The 21,453-nt window shown below is 62.5% G+C and carries 18 protein-coding genes and 1 pseudogene; 8 read left to right on the top strand and 11 right to left on the bottom strand.

The window, feature by feature from the left end; genetic code table 11:
* Positions 1 to 12: 12 nt before the first annotated feature.
* Positions 13 to 1,053, bottom strand: a complete 1,041-nt coding sequence (locus tag WG900_RS15675) for a sensor histidine kinase (protein WP_339968516.1) — start codon at positions 1,051 to 1,053, stop codon at positions 13 to 15.
* A gap of 555 nt (positions 1,054 to 1,608) precedes the next feature.
* Between WG900_RS15675 and WG900_RS15670 the strand changes: the two are divergent.
* From WG900_RS15670 to WG900_RS15645, 6 genes and pseudogenes are all read left to right on the top strand, one after another.
* Positions 1,609 to 3,048 (top strand): annotated as a pseudogene (locus tag WG900_RS15670) (DEAD/DEAH box helicase); the annotation flags it as partial.
* A gap of 458 nt (positions 3,049 to 3,506) precedes the next feature.
* Entirely contained in the window at positions 3,507 to 4,388 is an 882-nt protein-coding gene (locus tag WG900_RS15665) for an SDR family NAD(P)-dependent oxidoreductase (RefSeq protein WP_339968510.1), read from the top strand.
* A 1-nt stretch (position 4,389) separates the two neighbouring features.
* The gene (locus WG900_RS15660) at positions 4,390 to 4,941 is read left to right on the top strand and encodes a nuclear transport factor 2 family protein (RefSeq protein ID WP_339968508.1); all 552 of its coding nucleotides are present in this window, start codon (positions 4,390 to 4,392) and stop codon (positions 4,939 to 4,941) included.
* A 17-nt stretch (positions 4,942 to 4,958) separates the two neighbouring features.
* Positions 4,959 to 5,912 carry an XdhC family protein gene (locus tag WG900_RS15655; RefSeq protein ID WP_339968505.1) on the top strand — a complete coding sequence of 318 codons (954 nt, stop codon included), beginning with the start codon at positions 4,959 to 4,961 and terminating at the stop codon, positions 5,910 to 5,912.
* Between the two features lie 31 nt (positions 5,913 to 5,943).
* A complete protein-coding gene (locus tag WG900_RS15650; protein WP_339968503.1) occupies positions 5,944 to 6,381 on the top strand; it encodes a type II 3-dehydroquinate dehydratase in 438 nt (145 codons plus the stop codon).
* Positions 6,382 to 6,384: 3 nt separating this feature from the next.
* Positions 6,385 to 6,600 carry a DUF4287 domain-containing protein gene (locus WG900_RS15645; RefSeq protein WP_339968500.1) on the top strand — a complete coding sequence of 72 codons (216 nt, stop codon included), beginning with the start codon at positions 6,385 to 6,387 and terminating at the stop codon, positions 6,598 to 6,600.
* 6 nt (positions 6,601 to 6,606) lie between these two features.
* On the opposite strand, the gene WG900_RS15640 is transcribed toward WG900_RS15645, so the two are convergent.
* Genes WG900_RS15640 through WG900_RS15630 form a run of 3 tightly spaced genes read right to left on the bottom strand, consistent with a single transcriptional unit; the run spans position 6,607 to position 10,117 of the window.
* Positions 6,607 to 7,980, bottom strand: a complete 1,374-nt coding sequence (locus WG900_RS15640) for a mannitol dehydrogenase family protein (RefSeq protein ID WP_339968498.1) — start codon at positions 7,978 to 7,980, stop codon at positions 6,607 to 6,609.
* A complete protein-coding gene (gene uxaC / locus WG900_RS15635) occupies positions 7,977 to 9,377 on the bottom strand; it encodes a glucuronate isomerase (protein ID WP_339968496.1) in 1,401 nt (466 codons plus the stop codon). The genes WG900_RS15640 and uxaC overlap by 4 nt, the downstream gene beginning before the upstream one ends.
* On the bottom strand, positions 9,377 to 10,117 hold the full coding sequence (locus tag WG900_RS15630) for a FadR/GntR family transcriptional regulator (RefSeq protein ID WP_339968494.1): 741 nt from the start codon (positions 10,115 to 10,117) through the stop codon (positions 9,377 to 9,379). The genes uxaC and WG900_RS15630 overlap by 1 nt, the downstream gene beginning before the upstream one ends.
* 734 nt (positions 10,118 to 10,851) lie before the next feature.
* Between WG900_RS15630 and WG900_RS15625 the strand changes: the two genes are divergently transcribed.
* Positions 10,852 to 10,992 carry a hypothetical protein gene (locus tag WG900_RS15625; protein WP_339968492.1) on the top strand — a complete coding sequence of 47 codons (141 nt, stop codon included), beginning with the start codon at positions 10,852 to 10,854 and terminating at the stop codon, positions 10,990 to 10,992.
* 68 nt (positions 10,993 to 11,060) lie between these two features.
* On the opposite strand, the gene WG900_RS15620 is transcribed toward WG900_RS15625, so the two are convergent.
* The 7 genes from WG900_RS15620 to WG900_RS15590 all read right to left on the bottom strand — a co-directional run bounded on the left by WG900_RS15620 (position 11,061) and on the right by WG900_RS15590 (position 20,162).
* Positions 11,061 to 13,166 carry an outer membrane protein assembly factor BamB family protein gene (locus tag WG900_RS15620; protein ID WP_339968490.1) on the bottom strand — a complete coding sequence of 702 codons (2,106 nt, stop codon included), beginning with the start codon at positions 13,164 to 13,166 and terminating at the stop codon, positions 11,061 to 11,063.
* A gap of 72 nt (positions 13,167 to 13,238) precedes the next feature.
* A complete protein-coding gene (locus WG900_RS15615; protein WP_339968488.1) occupies positions 13,239 to 13,526 on the bottom strand; it encodes a putative quinol monooxygenase in 288 nt (95 codons plus the stop codon).
* A gap of 18 nt (positions 13,527 to 13,544) precedes the next feature.
* Positions 13,545 to 14,984 carry an LVIVD repeat-containing protein gene (locus WG900_RS15610; RefSeq protein ID WP_339968621.1) on the bottom strand — a complete coding sequence of 480 codons (1,440 nt, stop codon included), beginning with the start codon at positions 14,982 to 14,984 and terminating at the stop codon, positions 13,545 to 13,547.
* Between the two features lie 38 nt (positions 14,985 to 15,022).
* The gene (locus WG900_RS15605; RefSeq protein WP_339968486.1) at positions 15,023 to 16,864 is read right to left on the bottom strand and encodes a tannase/feruloyl esterase family alpha/beta hydrolase; all 1,842 of its coding nucleotides are present in this window, start codon (positions 16,862 to 16,864) and stop codon (positions 15,023 to 15,025) included.
* A 34-nt stretch (positions 16,865 to 16,898) separates the two neighbouring features.
* Positions 16,899 to 17,690 (bottom strand): SDR family NAD(P)-dependent oxidoreductase, encoded by a 792-nt coding sequence (locus WG900_RS15600; protein WP_339968484.1) that lies wholly within the window; start codon positions 17,688 to 17,690, stop codon positions 16,899 to 16,901.
* Positions 17,687 to 18,673 carry an alpha/beta hydrolase gene (locus WG900_RS15595; RefSeq protein WP_339968482.1) on the bottom strand — a complete coding sequence of 329 codons (987 nt, stop codon included), beginning with the start codon at positions 18,671 to 18,673 and terminating at the stop codon, positions 17,687 to 17,689. Before WG900_RS15595 ends, WG900_RS15600 begins: the two co-directional genes overlap by 4 nt.
* A gap of 1 nt (position 18,674) precedes the next feature.
* On the bottom strand, positions 18,675 to 20,162 hold the full coding sequence (locus WG900_RS15590; protein WP_339968479.1) for an alpha/beta hydrolase domain-containing protein: 1,488 nt from the start codon (positions 20,160 to 20,162) through the stop codon (positions 18,675 to 18,677).
* Positions 20,163 to 20,396: 234 nt separating this feature from the next.
* Between WG900_RS15590 and WG900_RS15585 the strand changes: the two genes are divergently transcribed.
* A complete protein-coding gene (locus WG900_RS15585) occupies positions 20,397 to 21,413 on the top strand; it encodes a helix-turn-helix transcriptional regulator (protein ID WP_339968477.1) in 1,017 nt (338 codons plus the stop codon).
* Positions 21,414 to 21,453 lie beyond the last annotated feature (40 nt).

The raw sequence follows: 21,453 nt of genomic DNA, 5'->3' as shown, positions 1-21,453 counted from the left end.
TTCGTCAGGGACCTAGCCCTCAACGGGAAGGTTCGAAACGAAAGTTCCTAGCGCGGTTGAGGATTCCCGAACACTGGCTCCAGCATGCGACACGGTCACATTGGTCCCGGGATGGTTATCGGTGACGGCAACTGTTGCCGCCAGCTGCCCGGCGAGGGCATTGACGATGCCGGTACCAAGGCCGGATTTGGCCTTGGCAGGATCATCCGGCATCCCGCAGCCATTGTCAGATACGGTCAGGACCCAACCAGATGTGCTGGCGGCAAAGGCCACACCAATGTGACAGTGGTCCTGATCGGTATCGGGGAATGCATGCTTGAGTGCGTTGATCGCCAGTTCTGTGACAATCAGCCCCAGGCTGACCGACTGATCCGGGCTCATCGAACTGGCATCGGCTGTGACATTCAGCGTCAATTTTCTTGGATCGGCAATCATCGATGCGCCAATACTGGCGCACAGGTCTGTCAGGTAGGGCAGCAGAGCGACATCGCCGTTGGCGTTCGACGCCAACAGCCGTTGCAGCGTGGCAATCGACAAGACCCGGTGGTGGGCATCGCGCAGGTGATCGCGCGTTTCCTCTGACTGTGACCGTTTCACGCGCTGCATCAGGATGCTCGCAATGATCTGCAGGCTGTTGGCGACGCGGTGGTTCAGTTCCTGCAGCAGGACCTGCTTTTCGCGGATCAGCGAATCGTTCTTCTCTACCAGGGCACGAGCCGCAGATTCGGAATCGCGGATTGCCGTGATGTCGGTGACAGCAAGGACCAGCCGGATGGCAGCGTTTGCCTCATGGTCCAGCGCGTGGGCATTCAGGATCAGGATGCGATCGGGTTTGCCTCCGCGCTTCAGCACGAATTCGTAAGCGTCGATTGCCGCGCGGCCGCTGGCCGTTGCCTCGATTAGCGAGCGCAACTGCGGTCTGTCCCATTCGCCGTTGCCCAGTGCGAACAGCGATTGCCCGACCACGGCATCAATCCGCAAGTCAAAGGCTCGGCAAAACGTTTCACTGGCTGCTTGAACAACAAGCTTATCGTCGAGCAACAGAAGGGGCATGGCGGACGAAACAACCAGCGCCATTCCAAGGCTGCTGGAGTTCTCTGGCAAAACTGGCGTAAAAAATTCCATGGCCGAAGCCTTCGGAGACCGGAGACTCGCGGATCGAGAGCCATACCCGGTAGCCTGTCACGCCGTCTTTAGACTCGCAGGGCGCTCTGACCATAGCACCAAGCTGACAGAACCAGTCATGCAATCGGCGGGCAGGCGGATTGGCCCAGATGTGTCGCTTCGCTAACGCCACGTCTTGGCTGGCTCTGGCCAAATCTGGCGAAGGTGAGTGCTGAGGATTGCCGCGCATCTCTGCCCCCACGCAATTATCTTGCTTTTCCCGGCAACGTTCCCTATATCCCCCCCCAGCAATCGGCGCGCGGGTCCTCCCCGGCGCGGTCCCGGCAGCGTGAGGTTCGCGTTTTCATCGCTGAACCTGCCCGGACCTTCGATAGCCGAAATCGCTGGAAGCTTCCTTTTTCACGCAGGGTCGCATCGAAACGAACCCTCGCTTCGCATGCACGGTACCCGTGCGTGCGCCAAGCTCCATATTGAAAGAATACCATGTCCTATTTTTCTGACCTTGGCCTTGCCGAGCCCTTGCTCCGTGCGCTTGAAACCAAGGGCTATTCCGATCCCACGCCGATCCAGAAGCAGGCAATTCCCGCCCTGCTCGAAGGCCGCGACCTCCTCGGCATCGCGCAGACCGGCACCGGCAAGACCGCTGCCTTCTCTCTCCCCTCGCTTCACCGCCTGGCCGCCAATCCCAAGCCGCGCAGCCCGGCTTCGTGCCGGATGCTGGTGCTTTCGCCGACCCGCGAACTCGCTGCACAGATTGCCGAGAACATGCGCGGCTATGCCAAGTACCTGAACCTTTCTGTGCAGTGCGTGTTCGGCGGCATCCCCGTCGGCAAGCAGAGCCGCGCACTGGTTGCCGGCTGTGACGTGCTGGTCGCCACGCCGGGCCGCCTGCTCGACCTGATCGACCAGCGCGCCCTGACGCTGCGCAATGTCGAGATCTTCGTGCTCGACGAAGCCGACCAGATGATGGACCTTGGCTTCATCGTGCCGCTGAAGCGCGTTGCGGCGATGCTGCCCAAGGAACGGCAGAGCCTGTTCTTCTCGGCAACCATGCCCAAGGCGATTGCCGATCTGGGCAAGCAGTTCATCAACAACCCGGTGCGCGTCGAAGTAACGCCGCAGGCGACCACGGCTGAACGCGTCGACCAGTTCGTCACCTTCATCAACCAGGCGGAAAAGCAGTCGCTCCTGACGCTCAAGCTGCGTGCAGGGCTTGCCGAGACGGAAGGCCAGCAGAAGATCGACCGCGCACTGGTGTTCACCCGCACCAAGCACGGCGCTGACCGCGTGGTCCGCCACCTGCACTCGGCCGGTGTGACCGCTGCGGCGATCCACGGCAACAAGAGTCAGGCCCAGCGCACCGCCGCACTCAACGCTTTCCGGCAGGGGGCATGCCCGGTCCTCGTCGCCACCGACATTGCCGCGCGCGGCATCGACGTGACCGGCGTGAGCCACGTGTTCAACTATGAAATGCCCAACGTGGCCGAACAGTACGTCCACCGCATCGGGCGCACCGCGCGTGCCGGCGCAGATGGCGTTGCTGTCAGCTTCGTCGCTCCCGACGAGAAGCCCTACCTGCGCGACATCGAGAAGCTGACCCAGATCAAGCTGATGCCGATGCCGCTGCCGGACAATTTCATGGCCGAAGCCGCGCGTCTGCCGGCCCCTGCCAAGCGCACCGAACCTACCGATCCGAGCCCGCGTCAGGGCCGTGGCGGTGGTGGTCGCGGCATTGGTGGCGGTGGTCGTTCGGGCGGTGGCCGCAGTGATGGTGGCCGTTCGGGTGGCGCCGGTCGTCCCGGCGGTGATCGCGATTCCGATCGCCAGCATCGCCGCGGCCGGGGCGAATCCGCTCCGCGTCCGGAAGGTCGCCGCGACGAAACCCGTGATGACCGCCGCGAGCGCCGTCCGGCCCAGGGTGGCGGCTCCAGCTGGAGCCCGGCCAACTTCGGTCACGAAGGCGAAGGCCGCAGCGAACGTCCGCAAGGCGACCGTCCGGCACCGCGCAGTGACAACCGTGGCCCGCGTCCTGATAACCGTGGTCCCCGTCCCGAAGCGCGCAGCGATGGCGAACGCCGTCCGGCCCGCCCGCAGGATGCCCCGCGCGTTCATCGCAGCCCCGAAGGCAACCGCACTGGAGGCAACAACTCGGGCGGCCAGCGACGTTCGGGCGGCGGCTTTGGTGGCGGCATTGGCGGCAGCCGGGGTGCTCCGCGCACCTGAACTTTGATCGGCGTTTTCGGGCGCTGACCTGACAATCCGAAAATCCCCTGCGGGCCGGCGGCATGCGTGCTTCCGGCCCGCAGCAGTATCGCCGGGGCGCACTCGACATGGAGCCTCGGCAAGCTAGAAACCGGCAAGGCTTCTGGCAGAGGATTGTGATGGCATCTCCACTCGCAGGTAAGGTCGCACTGGTCACCGGTGCCAGCCGCGGCATCGGCAAGGGAATCGCCCTCGTCCTCGCCGAACAGGGCGCGCGAGTCTACGTCACCGGGCGCACCGTGAACGAGGGTGACTACTACCTCCCCGGCACAGTCGGCTCCACGGCAAGCGAATGCGATGCACGCGGCTTGCAGAGCGGTGGCAGCGGCGTTGCAGTTGCCTGCGACCACGGCGATGACGCGGCGGTGGCGGCGCTGTTCGAGCGGATCGCGCGGGATGAAGGCCGGCTCGATATCCTAGTCAACAACGCCTTCGCCTTGTCCGATGATCTGCTGGAACCCAAGGGTTTCTGGGAAAAGCCGCTCTCCAACCTGGAGATGTGGGACGTTGGCGTGAAGTCCAACTACGTCGCCGCCTGGCACGCCGCAAAAATCATGGCGCCGCAGGGATCAGGGTTGATCGTCGCAATTTCCGGTTTCGCCGCAACGACTTACACCTATGGCGTGATCTTCGGCACGTCGAAAACCGCGGTCGGCCGCATGACCCGCGACATGGCGGTCGAACTCGCGCCGCATAATGTCGCCGCGGTTACCCTCTGGCAGGGCCTGACCCTGACGGAAAAGGCCGTTGATAACATGGCGAAAATGGCGGACAAGATGACCACATCGATCACCACGATGACGGGGTCCTCGGTCGAACATCCAGGCCGCGTCGTGGCCGCACTGGCCGCCGATCCAGACGTCATGAAGTGCTCCGGCGGCGAATTCATCACCACAGAACTGGCGATGGAATATGGTCTCACCGACATTGACGGCAGTGTCATTCCCTCAGCCCGCGCCGCGCGCGGCGAGCCGATCTGGCAGCCGATAGGAGGACAATGACATGGACGAAGCCCGCCTCAAGCGCCTCGAATACGCCGCCGACCGCATCGAGATTACCGACTGTCTGACCCGCTTTTCGCGCGGTATGGACCGTTTCGACCGCGAGCTTTACCTCTCCGCCTTCTGGGGCGACGCCGAAATGGCCGCCGGACCTTACGTGGGCGATGTGGTAGGCTGCTGGGACTGGGCCGTGCCGATGCATGAAGCCGGGCAAATCGTCACGCACCACTCGCTGCTCAACCAGACAGTCGATATCGACGGCGATACGGCCCATTCGGAATGCTATTACATTTTCGTCGGCCGCAACCGCGACGAGAGCCTGTGGATGGCCGGCGGGCGCTATATCGACCGGCTCGAGCGCAGGAACGGTGAATGGAAAATCGCGCTGCGCACCAATATCATCGAATGGGGCTGCCTGCCGCCGCCGATGCCGATCCCCTTCGCCGACGTGCCGGGAATCGAGAAGAACGGCGTCTCCAGCCGCAACACGGACGATCCGTCCTATCGCCGCCCCTTGGTGAATTTGCGCGAACCCTTCAATCCGGCGGGTTGAGCGGCTAAGCCCGCCGCATGGCAACACCCCTCACCGTCCTGACTTACCTGCACAACGCCGCCGCGCGCGGTGAACGTACGGCGCTGATCGTGCTCACCGCCGTCGAAGGCGGCGCGGCGCGCGGCACCGGCACGCTGATGGGCGTGAGCGAGGCGGGGCACTGGTGCGGCTCGCTGTCGGGCGGCTGCACCGAAGCGGCGATTGCCGGCGAGGCCCGCCGCGTGATCGAAAACGGAAAGGCGAAAGTACTCCGGATCGGCGCGGGCTCGCCGTTGATCGACATCCGCTTGCCCTGTGGATCGGGGATCGACCTACTGATTGTGCCGCAGCCCGATGCTGCCGCCATCGCCGGGACCATCGCGCGACTTACTGATCGCCAGCCTATAGTGCTTGCGGCCGGAACAGATGGCGCGCTTGTGCTGCACGCAGCGAATTCCCGGACCCGGTCCGGGTGGCAGGATGCCAAGTTCCATCTCCGCCTCGATCCGCCACTTCGCATGATAATTGCTGGCCACGGCGAGGAAGTCGAAGCCCTTGCCCGGCAGACCGGTGCATGGGGCGCGGTGGTAGAAGTCATCACCCCGGACGAGCGCCTTGCCAGCCAGCTAGGCGTAGTCCCAATCAAGACCCCCACCTCGCCCGTGCCGCTCGACCTCGATCCATGGTCGGCGCTGGTGTTGCTGTTCCACGACCACGACTGGGAAGTACCGCTGCTCGCCCGGGCCTTGCCGCAACCGCACCTGTGGATCGGCGCCATGGGCAGCCGCACCACCCACGCCCGCCGCCTTGTCGCGCTGGCCGAGGCGGGCGTTCCAGCCGAGCTGTCATCGCGCATCCACGGTCCCATCGGCCTGATCCCCTCGGCGCGCGATCCCGAAACGCTGGCGCTGTCTGTGCTGGCAGAAGTCGTTGCCGCCTATGGCGCGCGGCGCAACTCCTCGGGGATTCCCTTGAGCCGCCAATTGCCCTAAGGCCGCGAGGGCACAGGGAGTTTTCGACAAGATGGCCGGCACGATCCTCGTCCTCAACGGACCCAACCTCAACCTGCTGGGCGAGCGCGAGCCAGAGATCTACGGCAGCACGACGCTCGCCGATATCGAGGCGCTATGCCGCAAGGCTGCCGAGCCAACCGGTCATGCCATCGATTTCCGCCAGACCAACCACGAAGGCGAAATGGTCGAATGGCTCCAGCAGCACCGCAAGGGGCTGGCCGGGATCGTCATCAATCCCGCCGCCTTCTCCTATGCCGCCTATCCGATCCTCGATGCGCTCAAGATGGTCGAATGCCCGGTGGTGGAAGTGCACATTTCCAACGTGCACCGCCGCGAGGAGGAATGGCGCAAGAACACGATCATGACCGCCGCAGTGACCGGGATCATTTCGGGTCTCGGCGCCGAGGGCTATGCAGCCGCCATCCGCTACATCGCTACGCAGGGGTAAGGCATGGTGGGCGAAGAGAAGGTCAAAGGCCCCGCCTCCTACTTTCCTTCAATCGAGAAGAAGTACGGCCGCCCGATTTCCGAGTGGCAGGCCGTGGTGCGCGCCGCGCTACCCGCCAAGCACATGGAACTGGTGAGCCTGCTGAAGGACCAGCACGGCATGGGGCATGGTCATGCCAATGCCATCGTCGCCCACACCCTTGCCGAGGACGCGGGCTAAGCGGCTTCAGAAACCTGCTTCAATAGCCAGTACATCGGCTGCGTCCGGATGCCATTGGGAGGCCATGGCCCCGCCCTGACCGAAGAGCCCTGTCACGCAGTCCGCGCGCCCGGCCATTTCGGCCAGTTCCGCGCCTCGCGGATCGTCGACCGGGCCGTTTGCGCCGCGTAGGTGGCGGATCCAGCCGCCGATGCCCGCAAGGATCGCCGGACAGTCGCGGCCCTGCTGCTGGTTCGCGGCCAGCGTTTCCAGCCAACGCTGCGGGATCTTCTGGCTACCATCCATGCCGATCTGGATCAGCCGGTGATTGAGCGCCGGATTGGCGAAGCGTTCAAGCAGCGCAACCGAATAGGCGGACAAGTCCTGCCCCGGCGCGGCGGCGATTGTCGGCGCGGCTTCTTCGCGCATCAGCCGCTCGGCCAAGGCACGGATCGCCGGATCGCTCACCGCTTCGTGCACGAAGGTGTGACCATGGGCGAGGCCGACATAGGCCAGCATTGAATGGGCGCCGTTGAGCATCCTGAGCTTGGCGGTTTCATAAGGACGGACGTCCTCGACCAATTCGGCCCCGACCTTGTCCCAAGCCGGTCGGCCCTGTGCGAACTTGTCCTCGATCACCCACTGGCTGAACGGCTCGGTCATCACTGCCGCTTCATCGCGCAGGCCGTCGAGCGTTTCGGCCACGGCATCGCGGTCTTCCGCCGTGGTTGCAGGCACGATGCGGTCGACCATCGTCGATGGGCAGGTGCATTCCGCCGTGAACCACGCCAGCAGCGCGGGATCGTGCAGCGCCAGATATTCGCCCATCAGCCGGGCAAGTTGCTGGCCATTCTCGGCCAGGTTGTCGCAGCTCATCAGCGTCAGGCCGGGAAGGCCTGCATCGTGGCGTCGGCGCAGGCCGAGGCCAAGGTAGTGATAAACGCTCTCGTCCCCGGCCAGCGCCGGATCGAGGCTGCCGCCAGCGGCGCGGCAATAGCCCTTTTCGGTGATGGTAAAGCTGGCAATGCGGGTGCTGGGTGCGGCTAGCGCGGCGATTACCGCTTCGGGTTCGTATGGTGCGACCAGCACGTCCCTGACCGCGCCGATGATGCGGGTTTTCGCGCCCTCGCCCGAGCGTTCGGTGACGGTGTAGAGCCCTTCCTGCGGGTTCATCTGGTGCGCGACCTCGCCCGACCGCAGCGAGACGCCGATGATGCCCCAGTCGCGGTCGCCGGCGTCCATCGCGCGGTCGGTGTACCATGCCTGATGCGCACGGTGGAACGCGCCAATGCCGAAGTGGACGATGCCAATCGCTTGCGCCTCGCGGTCGTAATCGTAGCGCTCGGCGTCGGCAGGCGCGAAGGTGCCCAGGGTAAACGGGTTCAGCCGCAGGTCGTTCACAGCTTGTAGGCCTGCTTCACCAGGTTGTAGGTCAGGTCCTTCGCCAGTTCGGCGGCTTCCCAATCCTCAATGCGGTGTTCGGCGACCAGTTCGGCAAGGAAGCCGCAGTCGATCCGCCGCGCAACATCGTGCCGCGCCGGGATAGAAAGGAAGGCGCGGGTATCGTCGTTGAAGCCGACCGTGTTGTAGAAGCCCGCAGTTTCGGTGGTCATGCGGCGAAAGCGGCGCATGCCTTCGGGGCTGTCATGGAACCACCACGCCGGGCCGAGCTTGAGGCACGGATAGTGCCCCGCCAACGGCGCGAGTTCGCGGGCGTAGCTACTCTCGTCCAGGGTGAAGAGGATGATCGACAGGCGCGGGTCATTGCCGAAGCGGTCGAGCAGGGGTTTGAGCGCCTGTACATATTCGGTACGGCTCGGCATATCGGCGCCCTTGTCGCGCCCGAACTGCGCGAAAACCTGCGCATTGTGGTTGCGGAAGGCGCCCGGGTGGATCTGCATGACAAGGCCGTCATCGATCGACATCCGCGCCATTTCGGTGAGCATTTGCGCGCGAAACAATTCCGCCTCGGCTGCGATGAACGCGCCCGCGCTGACCTTGCGGAACAGGGCCTCGGCCTCAAGCGCATTGAGGTCGGCGGTGAGCGCGGTGGGGTGGCCGTGGTCGGTGCTCGTCGCGCCGTTCTGGGCGAAGAACGCACGGCGCTGGCGATGCGCGGCGAGATAGCCGGACCATGACAGGCAATCCTCGCCGGTCAGGTTCGATAGCGTCTGCAGGTTATCGCGAAAGCCTTCAAACTCGGGATCGACCACCGGGTCCGGTCGATAGGCGGTGATGACCTTGCCCTGCCAACCCGAGGCGCGGATCGCGGCGTGGTGCTCAAGGCTGTCGAGCGGGCTTTCGGTCGTCGCGATTGTCTCGATATTGAACCGCTCGAACAGCGCACGCGGGCGGAAGGCATCTGTGGCCAGGGCATCGGTGATTGTGTCGAAATAGAAGTCCGAAGTCTCGCCATCGAGCCGGTATTCGATGCCAAAGGCCTCGGCAAACACCCAGTCGAGCCACATCCGCGAAGGGGTGCCGCGGAACAGATGATACCGCTCGGCAAACAATCGCCAGGCCGTGCGGGGATCGACTTCACCCCCGCCAATACCCAGATCTTCCATCGCCACGCCCTGCGAATAGAGCATGCGAAAGACGTAGTGATCGGGCACCAGCAGCAGATCGGTGGCATTGCCGAAATTCGCATCGCTCGCCCACCACTGCGGATCGGTGTGGCCGTGCGGGCTGACGATCGGCAGGTCCTTGACCGTATCATACAGCTCGCGAGCGATGGCGCGGGTGGTGCTTTCGGCGGGTAGCAACCTGTCGCGGTGCAGTTCGAGCGGACGCGGCATCAGCCGGCTACCGTTCGCAGGCGGGTGCGACGTTCCTCCTGCCCCTCCTCGCCTTCCGTGGCGAAAAGCAGGGCTTCGAGGACCGAGGCGAGGTGCCCGCGCATGGCGGCTCGCGCCGCTTCGGGGTCGCGGGCGCGCAGGGCGCTGACCACGGCGGAATGCTCGTCGACCACCGGCATGATATTGGCAGAACGTGCCTTTTCATGCAGCAGCGCCGCCTCGGCCGAAGTCTCGCGCATGTCCCACAGCGATGTGATCGCGCCGAGCAAGGCCCCGTTTCGCGCAGCACGCGCGATGGCGAGGTGGAAGGCCCGGTCGGCAGTTTCGGCTCCGGCGGCGTTGCGATCCGCGCGGGCGATGGCATCGACGTGGGCGGCGATCTCTTCGATCTCGTCATCGGAGGCGAGCGTCGCGGCGAGCGCCGCCGCTTCGGCCTCGATCAACGCGCGGGCCTCGGTCAGTTCAAAGGCCGAAAGATGCGATCCGGGGTGATCGTCCTCGCTCGGCAAGCGCACGACATAGGCACCCGAGCCGATGCGCACATCGACGATTCCCTGCACTTCAAGCGCAATCACCGCCTCGCGCACGGTAGGGCGGCTGACTTCATAGATAATCGCCAGTTCGCGTTCAGCCGGAAGGCGCGAGCCGACGGGGTACTTGCCCGCGATGATTTCGGCGAGGATGCGCCGGGCGAGGTGTTTGTAGATCCGGTCATGAACCGGGGACGCTGGGTGTTGCATGTCATGTTCCACTGGACTGACCAATGTGCGTTCATTGGCAGGCGCGACCAGTTAAATCAATCGCCAGCGCACGGCACACGCGGCGGCGTGCGCTAACAACTGTGCGAATGTCAGGAAAATGGAGCGGTGAAGGGAATCAAAAGAGAGACCTTTAGGCCCGCAAATTCGATGTTTCTGATTCTTTGAATTTAGAAATACCCCCAATTGTACCCCCAGCATCCATCTCTGGGTTCAAAGGACGGCTCCCTCTTGAACCTTTGCTAGACACTTTTTCGCATCCAGTGATTGTGGACCTTGTGATCTAAACGGCCCCTCACAGTAGTCAATCAGCTTCCCGAAATCCTCCCGCTCGCCTAACCGCGCCGCCACGCGCTCCACCTCGGCCAATGGCAGGCCGTTGTCGCAAGCCAACATCCGCAACCAGTCCTCGCGGCACTCCGCTCCGCACTCCCGGTAGCGCAGGGTAAGATCGAACTTTGCCCCTTCCTCCTTCTCGGCAAAGCCGCTGCCTGCGGCATGCGGCCTGCCTTCCGGCGAGGGTGGGAGGGGGAAGGAAAACCGGAATCGCTGCTCTGGCGCGGGCCAGCGGGCGAGAGCCCGCCACACGGGGGCTGCTACTTCGGGTTTGGGAACGAGGGCGACTCCCTTTGCGTTCCCAAAGGATCGCAAAGCGATCCAGCAAACAACGGCACCCTTGGACGAGCGAAGCCGCCGGATGCTCTGCGCGCGGGCCTGTGCTGGCCGACAACAAGCTGGCGCTCAACGCCGGCTGGGACCGCGATATCCTCGCGATCGAGTTGCAGGCCCTGGTCGACCTCGAGTTCGATACCGAGCTCATGGGCGAAGGGAGCGTCGCGGGAGGGCAAGGCGCTTGAGGAATTCAGGCGGACCAAGTAAGAAAGGCTGAATAATGATTGGCTTAGCTAGCAAAGGGATCGAATCTTTACCCAGCCGGTCGCTCCATTTCGCCAGCTTTTGCCTTCATGCCCTTGCGGATAGCCTCCCGTTCGGCGGGTGCCTGCATCGCACGCAGCCTCAGGTAATGTCTGATCGCGTCCAGATCGGCATCCGAGATTTGGCTGGATGGCGGCATCCCCGCCAATTTGAGCGCACCCTCCTTCACCACAGCCCGGAAGCCTGTTTCATCGAGGATCATGGGCGACCAGCGCAGGTCAGGTGCCGCTCCGCCGCCAATGGCATTCATGCCGTGGCAGACGATGCAGGCGTTTCCTGCAAAGGCCATGGCCCCCTTCATGATCGTTGCCTGGTCCGGTTTGAAATCTGGATCGCTCAAGGCCTCAGGCTCACGCATATCGACCGGAGCAACCTTGTCGCGGCCACCGATGGCAAAAACGAGGAGGTGGCGCGGAAGGCGGTAGTCGGTGCGGTAGGGCGCGTTTCCGGTGGCGAGGATGCCGCCCCCCTGTGATCCGCTGCCGGTCATCACAGCTACATACTGGCGATTGCCGATCCTGTAGGATATCGGCGGCGCAACTACTGGCGAGGCCGTCTTGTAGGACCAGACCTGCCGGCCCGTGCGAGCATCATAGGCAACGAGATACCCATCGATACGGCCCTGGAACACCAGATCGCCCGCTGTCGCCAGAACACCACCGGGCCAGTCGCCAGGCAGTTCCACCTGCCATGCCAGTTTCTGTGTGACAGGGTTCCAGGCCTTCAGGAGGCTTCGGCGACTTCCCGGCAAGTCTGCATCGCCAACCAGGCTCACCCCTATATTTCCGCCGAGCGCCATGCCGCCAGGCTTGGCTGGGCCGATGAGCGCGCCCATCTCGATAATCGGGAGATAGACCAGGCCGGTCTGCGGGCTGTACGCTTGCGGTAGCCAGGAATGCGCGCCTTGCGGCCCCGGCCAGAGTTCAAAGGGCATATTGCCCTCGAAGCGGATGCCAGGATTTTCGACTGGTCTGCCGTTCGCGTCGATCCTTTCCGCCCATGTTACCTTGGCGATCTTCTCGGCCGAGATGAATGCGCCGGTTTCGCGATCGAGCACATAGAGGAAGCCGTTCTTCGGTGCCTGAATTAGGACCTTCCGCGTCTTGCCATCGATCACTACGTCGGCGAGCGTCATGTCCTGTACGGCGGTGCAATCCCACTGTTCGGCAGGACACACCTGGTAATGCCACCTGTATTCGCCGGTGTCGGCATCGACGGCCACGATCGATGCGAGGAAGAGGTTGTCGCCTCCGCCCGGGCTTCGCATCTTGTGATTGTAGGGGAAACCATTGCCCACGCCGATATAAATGAGGTTCAGCGCCGGATCGTAGCTGAAGGCATTCCATGCCGTGCCGCCGCCGCCGATACGCTTGCCATCAGCGCCCATCCAGCCGCTCCAGGTCGATCGCATGACCTGTTCCGCTTTCGTGGCGGCGGGCTGCGCGGGGTCGCCAGGCACAGTATAGAAGCGCCACAGCTGCTTGCCCGTGTTCACGTCATAGGCTGTCACGTAGCCTCGTTCGGGCGTGATGTCGGCGCCGCCGTGACCGATGATGACCTTGCCGCCAAATACGCGCGGCGGGCCATTATTGTTCTTCATGTCGCCAAGACCGTACTGGCGCTGCTCCCACACGGGTTTGCCGGTGCGGTCGTCCAGCGCGATCACGCGGCCGTCAGTCGTCCCGACGATGACCTTGCCGTTTGACCATGCAATGCCCTTGTTGCCCCAGCTCATGTGCAGGTTGAGTTGGGCAATCTCGCGAGTCCTGGCGTCCCACTCCCACAAGAGTCTTCCGGTTGCCGCGTTGAAGGCCTGGATGTGCGAGTGGCCGGTGGTAATGAACAGCTTGCCGTTCGCCTGAACCGGTGTTGAGACGGTAAAACCTGGCGTCAGGCCCTGATGCCATGCAAGGCCAAGCCGAGCGACATTCTGCGTGTTGATTTCGGCTACCGGACTGAAATGCTGTTCGCTGCCATCGCGCCCGAAATTGCTCCACTCTGAATTAGGGGAAGAGGCGGCAATCGCACCGGCCGACAAAAGCCCCGCAAGGCCAGCAGTCACGGCCCGGCGCATCATGTTTCGCATCGATTGCATTGTGAACTCCAATCAATGGCAAAGAGCAACGGCGGTCACCTCAGTACCGTATGCCTGCGGCGTCAGGTCCTGTCAGAGCTCGGTAAAATGAAGTGTTTCGCGGGCTCCAGCGGCGAAGGGGAGCAGCATTTCGCGAAATTCGACGTGGGCCGGTTCGTGGCGCGATTCCTTGTGCGCCTCGATTGACTCCCATTCGGCAAGGAACAGGAAAGTCTCAGGCTGCTCGACACAGCGCAGCGCCCTGAACGACAGGCAGCCGGTATAAGTCGCGGCAAGCGGCAATCCGCGCGTGCGCAGCATTTCGCCCACCTCGTCGCCAGTACCGTCCCTGGCAATAAATTCGGCGCGTTCGAGGACCATGGAGTGCTCCGTTTCTGATTATAAGGACTTGCGAGGCTGGCGGCGCATCTCCGCGCGCACACGCGGTGACAGCTCAAGGACATGGAAGCCGCTGGCGTTGCAGACAACCCAGATCTGTCCGCTTTCCGGCAAGAATCGGACATGGCCGGTGCAAACATCACCAGGCTTGAAATAGGCGACTTCCTGGGGCTGTGCCGGCTTGCGCAAATCGACGACGCGCAGGCCTCCCCACATGAAGTTGAACAGGCCCAGCTTGGTATCGACCGGGCTATCGACCGCATTGTAATGAAGCGTTGCCGTGCCTGGCGGCGGCACTATGCCGCCACTCGCCCGATCAGCTGCGGTGGGCACCGGGCAGTTTGCTTGCTGGTTCATCGCCAGCTTGAACTCACCGGCAAGGAAGGGGCGCTTTTCATCGGCAATATTGGTGATGCGCGGCCAGGTTCCGGGGCAGGCTCCCAATTCCGCTCCGCCGACAAGATAATTTACGCCGCCGATGCGTGCAGGCACTACCGAGTGCCAGCCACCACCCGGCATCGTGCCGAGCAGCCTCAGCTTGGGATCGGCCCGGCCTTCGACAAAATCTGTATTGTCGAAGATGTAGACACCGCCACCATCGGGACCGAGCGATTTCTGGCTGGGAGGGAGCAGCTTGATGCCGATATTGAGGTCCCCGCCGAGAGAAGCGTTCACCCCGGCGTACATCCGGCGGCCATCGGGGCTGAATGAAACTTCATGTGAAGCAAATTCGAATGTCGAACCGTCAGCCTTTGTCGCGCCGAACTTCCCGAGGAAGTGCGGCTTGGCCAAGTCCGATATATCCATGACCTGAATGCCGCCGCTGCCGGTAAACGGCGAAAGGTTGGTTCCATAGACCAGCCGCCCATCCGGCGAGAGACGCGCACTGTGCGAGTTTTCCGGCCACTCGACTTCTGACATCAGCTTCGGGTTGGCGCAGTCGGACACATCATAAACATCGAGCCAGGCGCCCTGCGCGGCTGGATCGTGCTCCTTTGCACCGGATGTCCCAGCCGCATGCGCGCCGCCATGATAAGCGCCGGCGATAAGCACCTTGCGCCCTTTTGCCGTAACCGCGTGCAACACTTCGAGCGAGGCTGCCGATCCCCGGTCACGAAGCAGTTTTACCGTCTTCGGCTTGCGCGGATTGCTCACGTCAATCACGGCAACCCCGGTCAGCGCCGGATCGCCCTTAAGCGTACCGATGATCGGAAACGGTCCTGCCGTGCTTGAAACGTAAGCGCAGTGGTCCACCCACGCGAGCTGCACATTGGTATCGCGGCCACGAATGGAATCATGGCCGATGCGGCGAAGCCCTTTCGCATAAGGCTGCGCAAGAACGACCGCCTCGCCCTGCATGGTCTGACCCTGAAGGCCCGGTTCAGGGCGATCCTTGGCACTGGTCGCGAGTCCGGCCGACGCTGTAGCCAAGGCTACCACAAAGGACGCGGAACTTACCCAACGCTGGAGCTGCGGGTTCATTGCGTCACGCCTGCCTGACGGCCGCTTTCGCCGACTTCGAGCATCCGCTTGTCTGAAGGCGAGCAGGTCCAGCTCGAAGCCTGCTTCACATCACCCTTGCCATCATAGCGGGCCATCTCTGGGAACTTACAGAGCGGCATCGTGCGCAGCGGGGTCTTGCTCGGATCGATGAACGGCGAGGTGTGGCTGAAAAGGCTGGCCTTCAGCGCATCGGGTGCGCGCTGCTTTTCGACCCAGTCTTCGAGCGCACCGATCGCATCGAAATTGCCGGGACCTTGCTGGCCCATGCTGCAGTGGCTGGAGCCGGGGATCATGAACAGGCGAATGTCATCCTGCAGCTTCTCATAGCCGCCGTACATGGCCGCGAGTTGCTTGTAATAGTTCACCGACATGTACGGCGTGAGCTTTTCGTCGCTCGAATTGTGCCAGATCAGCAGTTTGCGGTTCTGGCGGATCAACTTCGCGACATTACGCGGATCGTCGCCGATACCCATGCGGACCGCAACATGGGCTTTCTCAACCTCAGCGCGGGGCACGATGGCACGGAAGTCGGTTACCGGTCCGGTGCCGCCACCAGCGAACGAGAAGATCGCCCGCGTGTCGAAGTTCGGGTCGTTGCGGTTGGTGAAAATCTTGAGCGTCGCATTTGCGATTGATCCAAGGCTGGGGGGATTGTCCCAGTCCACAGGCGCGGAAAGGTCGGTCGGGCGCGCTCCTTCGCGGAATACAGGCATGATTTCGCTCACAGCAAAGCCGGGCTGCACCAGCCTGCCGTTCTCATCCGTCACGGCGGTCAGGTGTGCACTGATGGTCTGCGCCTGAGCGAGCGTGAAGCAATTGCTGCCCGGCTTGTCGTCGGCGCATCGCGGCAGATCGCGTTCCGCGCGAAAATTGCAGGCGGCCGGGTTCTGGATAAGCCCGTCCTTCACCCCGTCCACCGCGTCGCACTGCGCTTTTACGATGGGATCGATCTGAGCGATCAGGCTGGGCGGTACGTCGGCACCGGGGGCGCGGCGGGTAGCGAGGTAATTGCCGGCGATCTGCACACCGGCGTTGACCATGTTCGCATAGGGTGACCCGGCGATGATCCCGTCGAACTCCTCGGGGAAATAGGACGCGGCCACCAGTGCATCTCGCCCGCCGCCGGAACAACCGCAGAAATACGAATAGGCAAGGGTCTGCTTCTGCTTGGTGGCCTGGCTGTAGAACGCACGGGTAAAGGCCTTGCCACCCCGCGCCAACACAAGGTTCGAGCGGTAGAGGAAATCGTCGATCGCATCCTGATCGACTTTGCCCGGACCCTTGATAGCCCAGTTGCCACCCGTCGGGTCTTCATGGCCCTGGTCAGTGCCGAACGAGGCATAGCCCTTTTCGATGATCTGGCCGGGATAGCCCTGTGCAACAATCGTCACCAGCGGCATCGCCGCGTCGTTGAGCGAGAAGAAGCCGCAGTGACCAAAGCAACCGAACTGCAGGTACTTACGGTTCCACGCATCAGGCAGCGTGGCAAGGAAGTTGGCGGTTTTGCCGGTCTTGCGGTTGGTGACAATGCTGCCTGTCACCTGGCAATAGCCCGGCCGCTGGGCGGTTGCCGCGACATATTTGGTTCCACCGGGCAGTTTCGGCCCGTTGGCGATCGGCTTGATTACCATGCCATAGGGCAGCTTCGCCGCGACTGCCTTGACCGCTGCCGGATCGCACGCTGCGGCTATGCCCGCGACGGTAACCCGGTCCGTGGCTGGCCGATTACCGGCCGGGGTATCTGCTGCATGAGCCAGGCCCGCCGAGCCAAGCGAAATCAGAACCAGTAGATCGCGAAATCTTTTTACCAATTGCATGGACCTTACTCCCCGCCGACTTTGCGGCTAAATTTCAATTGCTTGGCTTGCCGCTGTTTTCAGCGCCCATTCCCGAAAATCCTATCGAATATCCGCCATCCACCGGCAGGATTACGCCGGTGACGTATGCCGCCTCGTCGCTTGCCAGATAGAGGCCCGCATAGGCGATGTCGCTTGCAAGCCCCCAACGATCGAGCGGAATCCCGGGCAGTCTGAACCCGTCCTTTGGAGGCACCGGAATCGTCTTTGAGGCTTCAACAAGACCGGTCCACATCGAGCCCGGAGCAATGGCGTTCACCCGGATATTGTGATCTGCGTAGTCAAGCGCTGCCGCCTTGGTCATTTGATGGACCCCGGCCTTTGCCGCGCCATAGATGGAATGGTGTTTCCAACCGACCACTGCCGACGCCGAGCCGGTGTTCACAATCGAGCCGCCGCCGGTCTTCAGCATCGAGATGATGCCGTATTTCATGCCGAAGAACACGCCGCGCAGGTTGACCGAGTGGACCAGATCCCAGCTTTCGGTTGTCTGTTCATGCAGGGGCTTCATGCCGCCGCCGAAACCGGCGTTGTTGACCAGCACATCAAGCCGGCCGAACCGTTCTTCGGCCGTAGCAATCATGCGCTGCACGTCGTCTTCATCGGCGACGTTGCAATGCACCGCGACGGCTGCGTCGCCGATGGAAGCTGCGACCGCTTCCTGCTGGCCGCTGATGTCTGCACAGACAACCTTTGCCCCTTCCTGTGAGAAGAGTTCTGCCATGGCTTTGCCCATGCCGGAGCCTGCGCCGGTTATTACGGCAACTTTGCCTGCAAGGCGCATCATTCGGACCCTTTGCTCTCGGAGGTTGGGTTGAACGCGGGTGCCAGCCCACGCCTCAATGCGGCCAGTGCCGTCTCGTGCGCCGACTTGGTGACCGGGGCATCCTTGGCGAGTTCAAAGCCGTGATAGGCACCGGGATAGAGGTGGAGTTCGGTAGACACCCCGGCGCGCATCAGACGGCGCGCAAATTCGAGGTTTTCGTCGGCAAACAGATCCAGGGCACCGACAGTGATGAATGTGCGCGGAAGGCCGGACAGGTCTTGCGCCCGCGAAGGCGAAGCGTAACCGCAAACGCCTTCACCGCCGGCAGGCTCACCTAGAAGCGCCGACCAGCCCAGCTGGTTGTTGCCCGCAGTCCAGACAAACTCTCCGGCATAGGGGTTGGCTGTATCCGGGCCCGTGCGGTCATCAAGCATCGGATAGATCAGGTGCTGGTATGCCAGCGATATTTCATCTCGATCACGCGCCAGCAATGCAGTTGCCGCCGCGAGCCCGCCGCCCGCACTTTCGCCGGCAACGGCAATCCGGGTAGGGTCGATACCGAGCGATGGGGCATTATCGTGCACCCATTTCAGGGCTGCATAGCAATCTTCGACCGGCCCCGGATGTGGCACTTCGGGAGGCAGCCGATAGTCGACCGAAACGACAAGGCATTGCACATCGCGCGCCATCAGCTGGTTCGAAAGCCGCATGGATTCGGCCGAACCAAGAAGGAAGCCGCCGCCATGGGAGTAGACGACCACCGGCGCGGCTGGGGGCAGGTTATCCGGCCGGTGGATGAGCACGCGCACCTTGTGCCCTTGGGGTGAGGGTACGAAGTCTTCAGTTGTGCTGACGCCAGCAAGGTCTTCAGTGACCCCCATCCGCGTGAACTCGGCCATGCGCTCACGGATGGCGGGCAGGTCTTCGAGAGTGAACTCGACCGAAGGTATTAGTTCGAGTCCGGGCAGCAGTTCCGGATCTACGAGGTGGCGCGAAATGGTCATTTTACTTATTTCCGTGATAGCCCAGCCGGGCGAGTTCGAGTATTTCTTCGCGGTCTGCGGAAAGGATCGCGCCGCGCGAAATCGCCTTGTCGAGCGATGCGGCAAATCTTCCGAGGTATTCGCTGCGCCCACCCGGATACAGACGGTCAAGCGTTGCCTGATCGAACAGCGTGGTGCTTCCAACGAGCTGCGGGGTCGATGCGAATGCCACGCCTGACAGCAGCGACACGGGAACATCCACCCACGGAGACCTGACGCCGCCCAGGCTGTTGCCAAGCGCATCCTGTTCGAAACCAGGCGCGGTGCCGGGCTTCATCTTGAGGCGCTCGAATGCGGGAGGAGCAACACCTGTACGGACCCACACATCGAGATGTCTTAGCGCGACTTGAGTCACATAATGATGCTGCGGCCCGTTGTTCATCGGCTTGTCGAGCTTGACGCCGGGCATCGAATCCATGGGCTTCCATGCGGCGGCGAGTTGTTCAATTGGCAGTTTGCCAGAATCAATTCCGCCAACCCGAAAAAGGTAATTGTCCGCATGAGCGGCCCCGGCGATTTCCCAAGTCCGCAGCTTGCTACTGTTCGGCTGCCGCGCTGAGTGGAAACCGATCGAACCGACCAGCCCGAGGAGGTCAGTTTCGGTATGGACCTGCATGACAGGCACCCGCAGGTTGGTGCGCAACCTGACCGCCTTCTGCATGACTTCAGGCCCCGCAGTCATGAACACCCCATCGAGGGGTGCGGCAACTCCCGAGCGCGAATGGATCAGGAAACCGTCATAGATCTGAGCCAGCCGATCAACGGCATTGACGTAAGTTGTCAGGAAAAAGGCCGACTGCGATTCGCCCATGGCGATGATCTTGCTTGGGGCAAGCGGTCCCAGAACTGTTGATCGTTGCCTGCCACGAAGCAGCCGGCCAACATCACTGAAGATGTCGTAGGAGTATGCATCCCCCGGATGCGAAAGCTCGCCATAGCGTTTGGGATTGATCTTCTTGAGCGCCGCAGAGGTTCCCCGGCCGAGATTTGGCCCGCCCTCAACGCCAACAACCTGCGCGGATACCCCGACATAGGCATAGCCGCTGCGCATCATTTCCCGGTGCATGGTCGACCATTCCACCGGTACGTCGAGCCCGCCGCTGACGTTCATCCATTCTACCAACACAGTGCCGTTGAATTTTGCCGCATCATTGGGCTTGATGACGATGATCCGCGATCGATAGGGCGCGCTTCCGGCAGCCTTGACCTGCCAGCGACCGTCGCTTCCTGTGGCACCCTTCGCAATGAAAGAGCGTGCCTCACCCGATACTGCAAATTCTTCGAGGCCATAACCCAACTGGGCGAGGTCGAAGCTTCCCTTCACGACAAATGGTTCGCCCGGCATGGCAGTGGCGACGGGGTTTTCTGCGCGAGCAGTGCCAGAAACGGCCAGCGTCGCAGCAGATATGGAGAGTCCCAGCATGACGAGGCTGTATGCTGCGGACTTCATCGCGTTCCTCCCGGATATTCCTGTCTCGCGCAAATTTCTGCCGGCTTCAAAGTCACAAGCGCGATTGCGGTCAGTTCTCGATTGCCATAACCATGCCACTCAAGAACCCCCCGAATGGGGGGCGAGGTGGGAAAGCGGATGCCTGGCACTTTCGATCAAAGCGAGATGATCACCGCAATTCTTGACGGGGCCTTCGAAACCCCGCCCTGGACAACGTTTATCAACCAATTGAGGATGTTGACTGACGCAGAGTTCGTCACGCTTCTGTTCAGGCCATCGGGACGTCCGCTCGATGAAACACTCCACATGTTCAGCGGCGCCGCGACGGACCAGGAAGTACTTGAAAACTATTACCAGCCGCACAGCAGCATGGATTTTCTGGGTGCACTGGAAATGGAGGAAGGCCGCGTCTATCACTTTGATGAGCTTTACCCTCCCCGCAATCCGGCCCTGACGAAGTTCTACGAAGAACTGGTGGTGCCAAGCGGCATCCGAGCCTGCAGAATGCTGCGGGTCATGGAACCTTCCGGTGTCAGCGCATGGCTGGCCATATCCCGTACAGCGGGTGATTTTGGTGCCAACGCTGACGCAATTCTGAAAGTTGTCGCCCCGGTCTTGCGCGGAGCTTTGCGAAATTTCGTGGCGCTTGAGCATAGCCGCTTCGCTGCCAAGGTAGCCGGCGATGCCATGCGGGGACTGCGTTTCGGGTGGATGGCGCTCGACGCCGAAGGACACATCGTCGATCACGATTCAGAAGCGGGCAGTGTTTTCGTGCTCTCAAAAATTCTATCGAAAAGCCCGGGTGGCCGGCTCGAAGTGCATTCGCAGTCGTTGAAAACCAGCATATTTTCGGCCATCCGCGACCTGGCGCAGGGCAAGGGAAAGGCTCGCGCCTTCACCCTTTCGCAGGAGCCATGGCTCGATATGCTGATCATGCCCGCAGCAGCAACCGGCCTTTCGGCCAGCCCGCGCGCGGCGGTAATCGCCTACGTCCATGGCGATTCCTGGCTCGCTGCCGACCGGTGCGATCAGTTGACCGAATTGTTTGGCCTGACGCGAAGCGAAGCAAAGCTGGCGCTTGCTCTTAGCCGCGGCATGAACATCGCCGGCGCAGCCGAGCATCTGGGCATCAAGGAAGCAACGGCACGCAAGTGCACGAAGCAGATCTATGCCAAGACCGGCGCGGCCGGCCTGCCCGATCTCGTCCGGATCGTGATGCGCAGCGTTTTGGCACTGGCACCGCGCGACTGACCCGCCACAAAATAATCGGGGCGCCACTTGCGTGACGCCC

This window comes from Novosphingobium aquae (genome assembly GCF_037572715.1).
Lineage (GTDB): Bacteria > Pseudomonadota > Alphaproteobacteria > Sphingomonadales > Sphingomonadaceae > Novosphingobium > Novosphingobium aquae.
This window is presented reverse-complemented; position numbering and strand designations above follow the sequence as displayed.

Coding starts and splice junctions, on each gene's coding strand:
- WG900_RS15675 (WP_339968516.1), bottom strand. CDS start 1,053: ATGCCCCTTCTGTTGCTCGACGATAAGCTTGTTGTTCAAGCAGCCAGT.
- WG900_RS15665 (WP_339968510.1), top strand. CDS start 3,507: ATGGCATCTCCACTCGCAGGTAAGGTCGCACTGGTCACCGGTGCCAGC.
- WG900_RS15660 (WP_339968508.1), top strand. CDS start 4,390: ATGGACGAAGCCCGCCTCAAGCGCCTCGAATACGCCGCCGACCGCATC.
- WG900_RS15655 (WP_339968505.1), top strand. CDS start 4,959: ATGGCAACACCCCTCACCGTCCTGACTTACCTGCACAACGCCGCCGCG.
- WG900_RS15650 (WP_339968503.1), top strand. CDS start 5,944: ATGGCCGGCACGATCCTCGTCCTCAACGGACCCAACCTCAACCTGCTG.
- WG900_RS15645 (WP_339968500.1), top strand. CDS start 6,385: ATGGTGGGCGAAGAGAAGGTCAAAGGCCCCGCCTCCTACTTTCCTTCA.
- uxaC (WP_339968496.1), bottom strand. CDS start 9,377: ATGCCGCGTCCGCTCGAACTGCACCGCGACAGGTTGCTACCCGCCGAA.
- WG900_RS15630 (WP_339968494.1), bottom strand. CDS start 10,117: ATGCAACACCCAGCGTCCCCGGTTCATGACCGGATCTACAAACACCTC.
- WG900_RS15620 (WP_339968490.1), bottom strand. CDS start 13,166: ATGCAATCGATGCGAAACATGATGCGCCGGGCCGTGACTGCTGGCCTT.
- WG900_RS15615 (WP_339968488.1), bottom strand. CDS start 13,526: ATGGTCCTCGAACGCGCCGAATTTATTGCCAGGGACGGTACTGGCGAC.
- WG900_RS15605 (WP_339968486.1), bottom strand. CDS start 16,864: ATGCAATTGGTAAAAAGATTTCGCGATCTACTGGTTCTGATTTCGCTT.
- WG900_RS15600 (WP_339968484.1), bottom strand. CDS start 17,690: ATGATGCGCCTTGCAGGCAAAGTTGCCGTAATAACCGGCGCAGGCTCC.
- WG900_RS15595 (WP_339968482.1), bottom strand. CDS start 18,673: ATGACCATTTCGCGCCACCTCGTAGATCCGGAACTGCTGCCCGGACTC.
- WG900_RS15590 (WP_339968479.1), bottom strand. CDS start 20,162: ATGAAGTCCGCAGCATACAGCCTCGTCATGCTGGGACTCTCCATATCT.
- WG900_RS15585 (WP_339968477.1), top strand. CDS start 20,397: ATGTTGACTGACGCAGAGTTCGTCACGCTTCTGTTCAGGCCATCGGGA.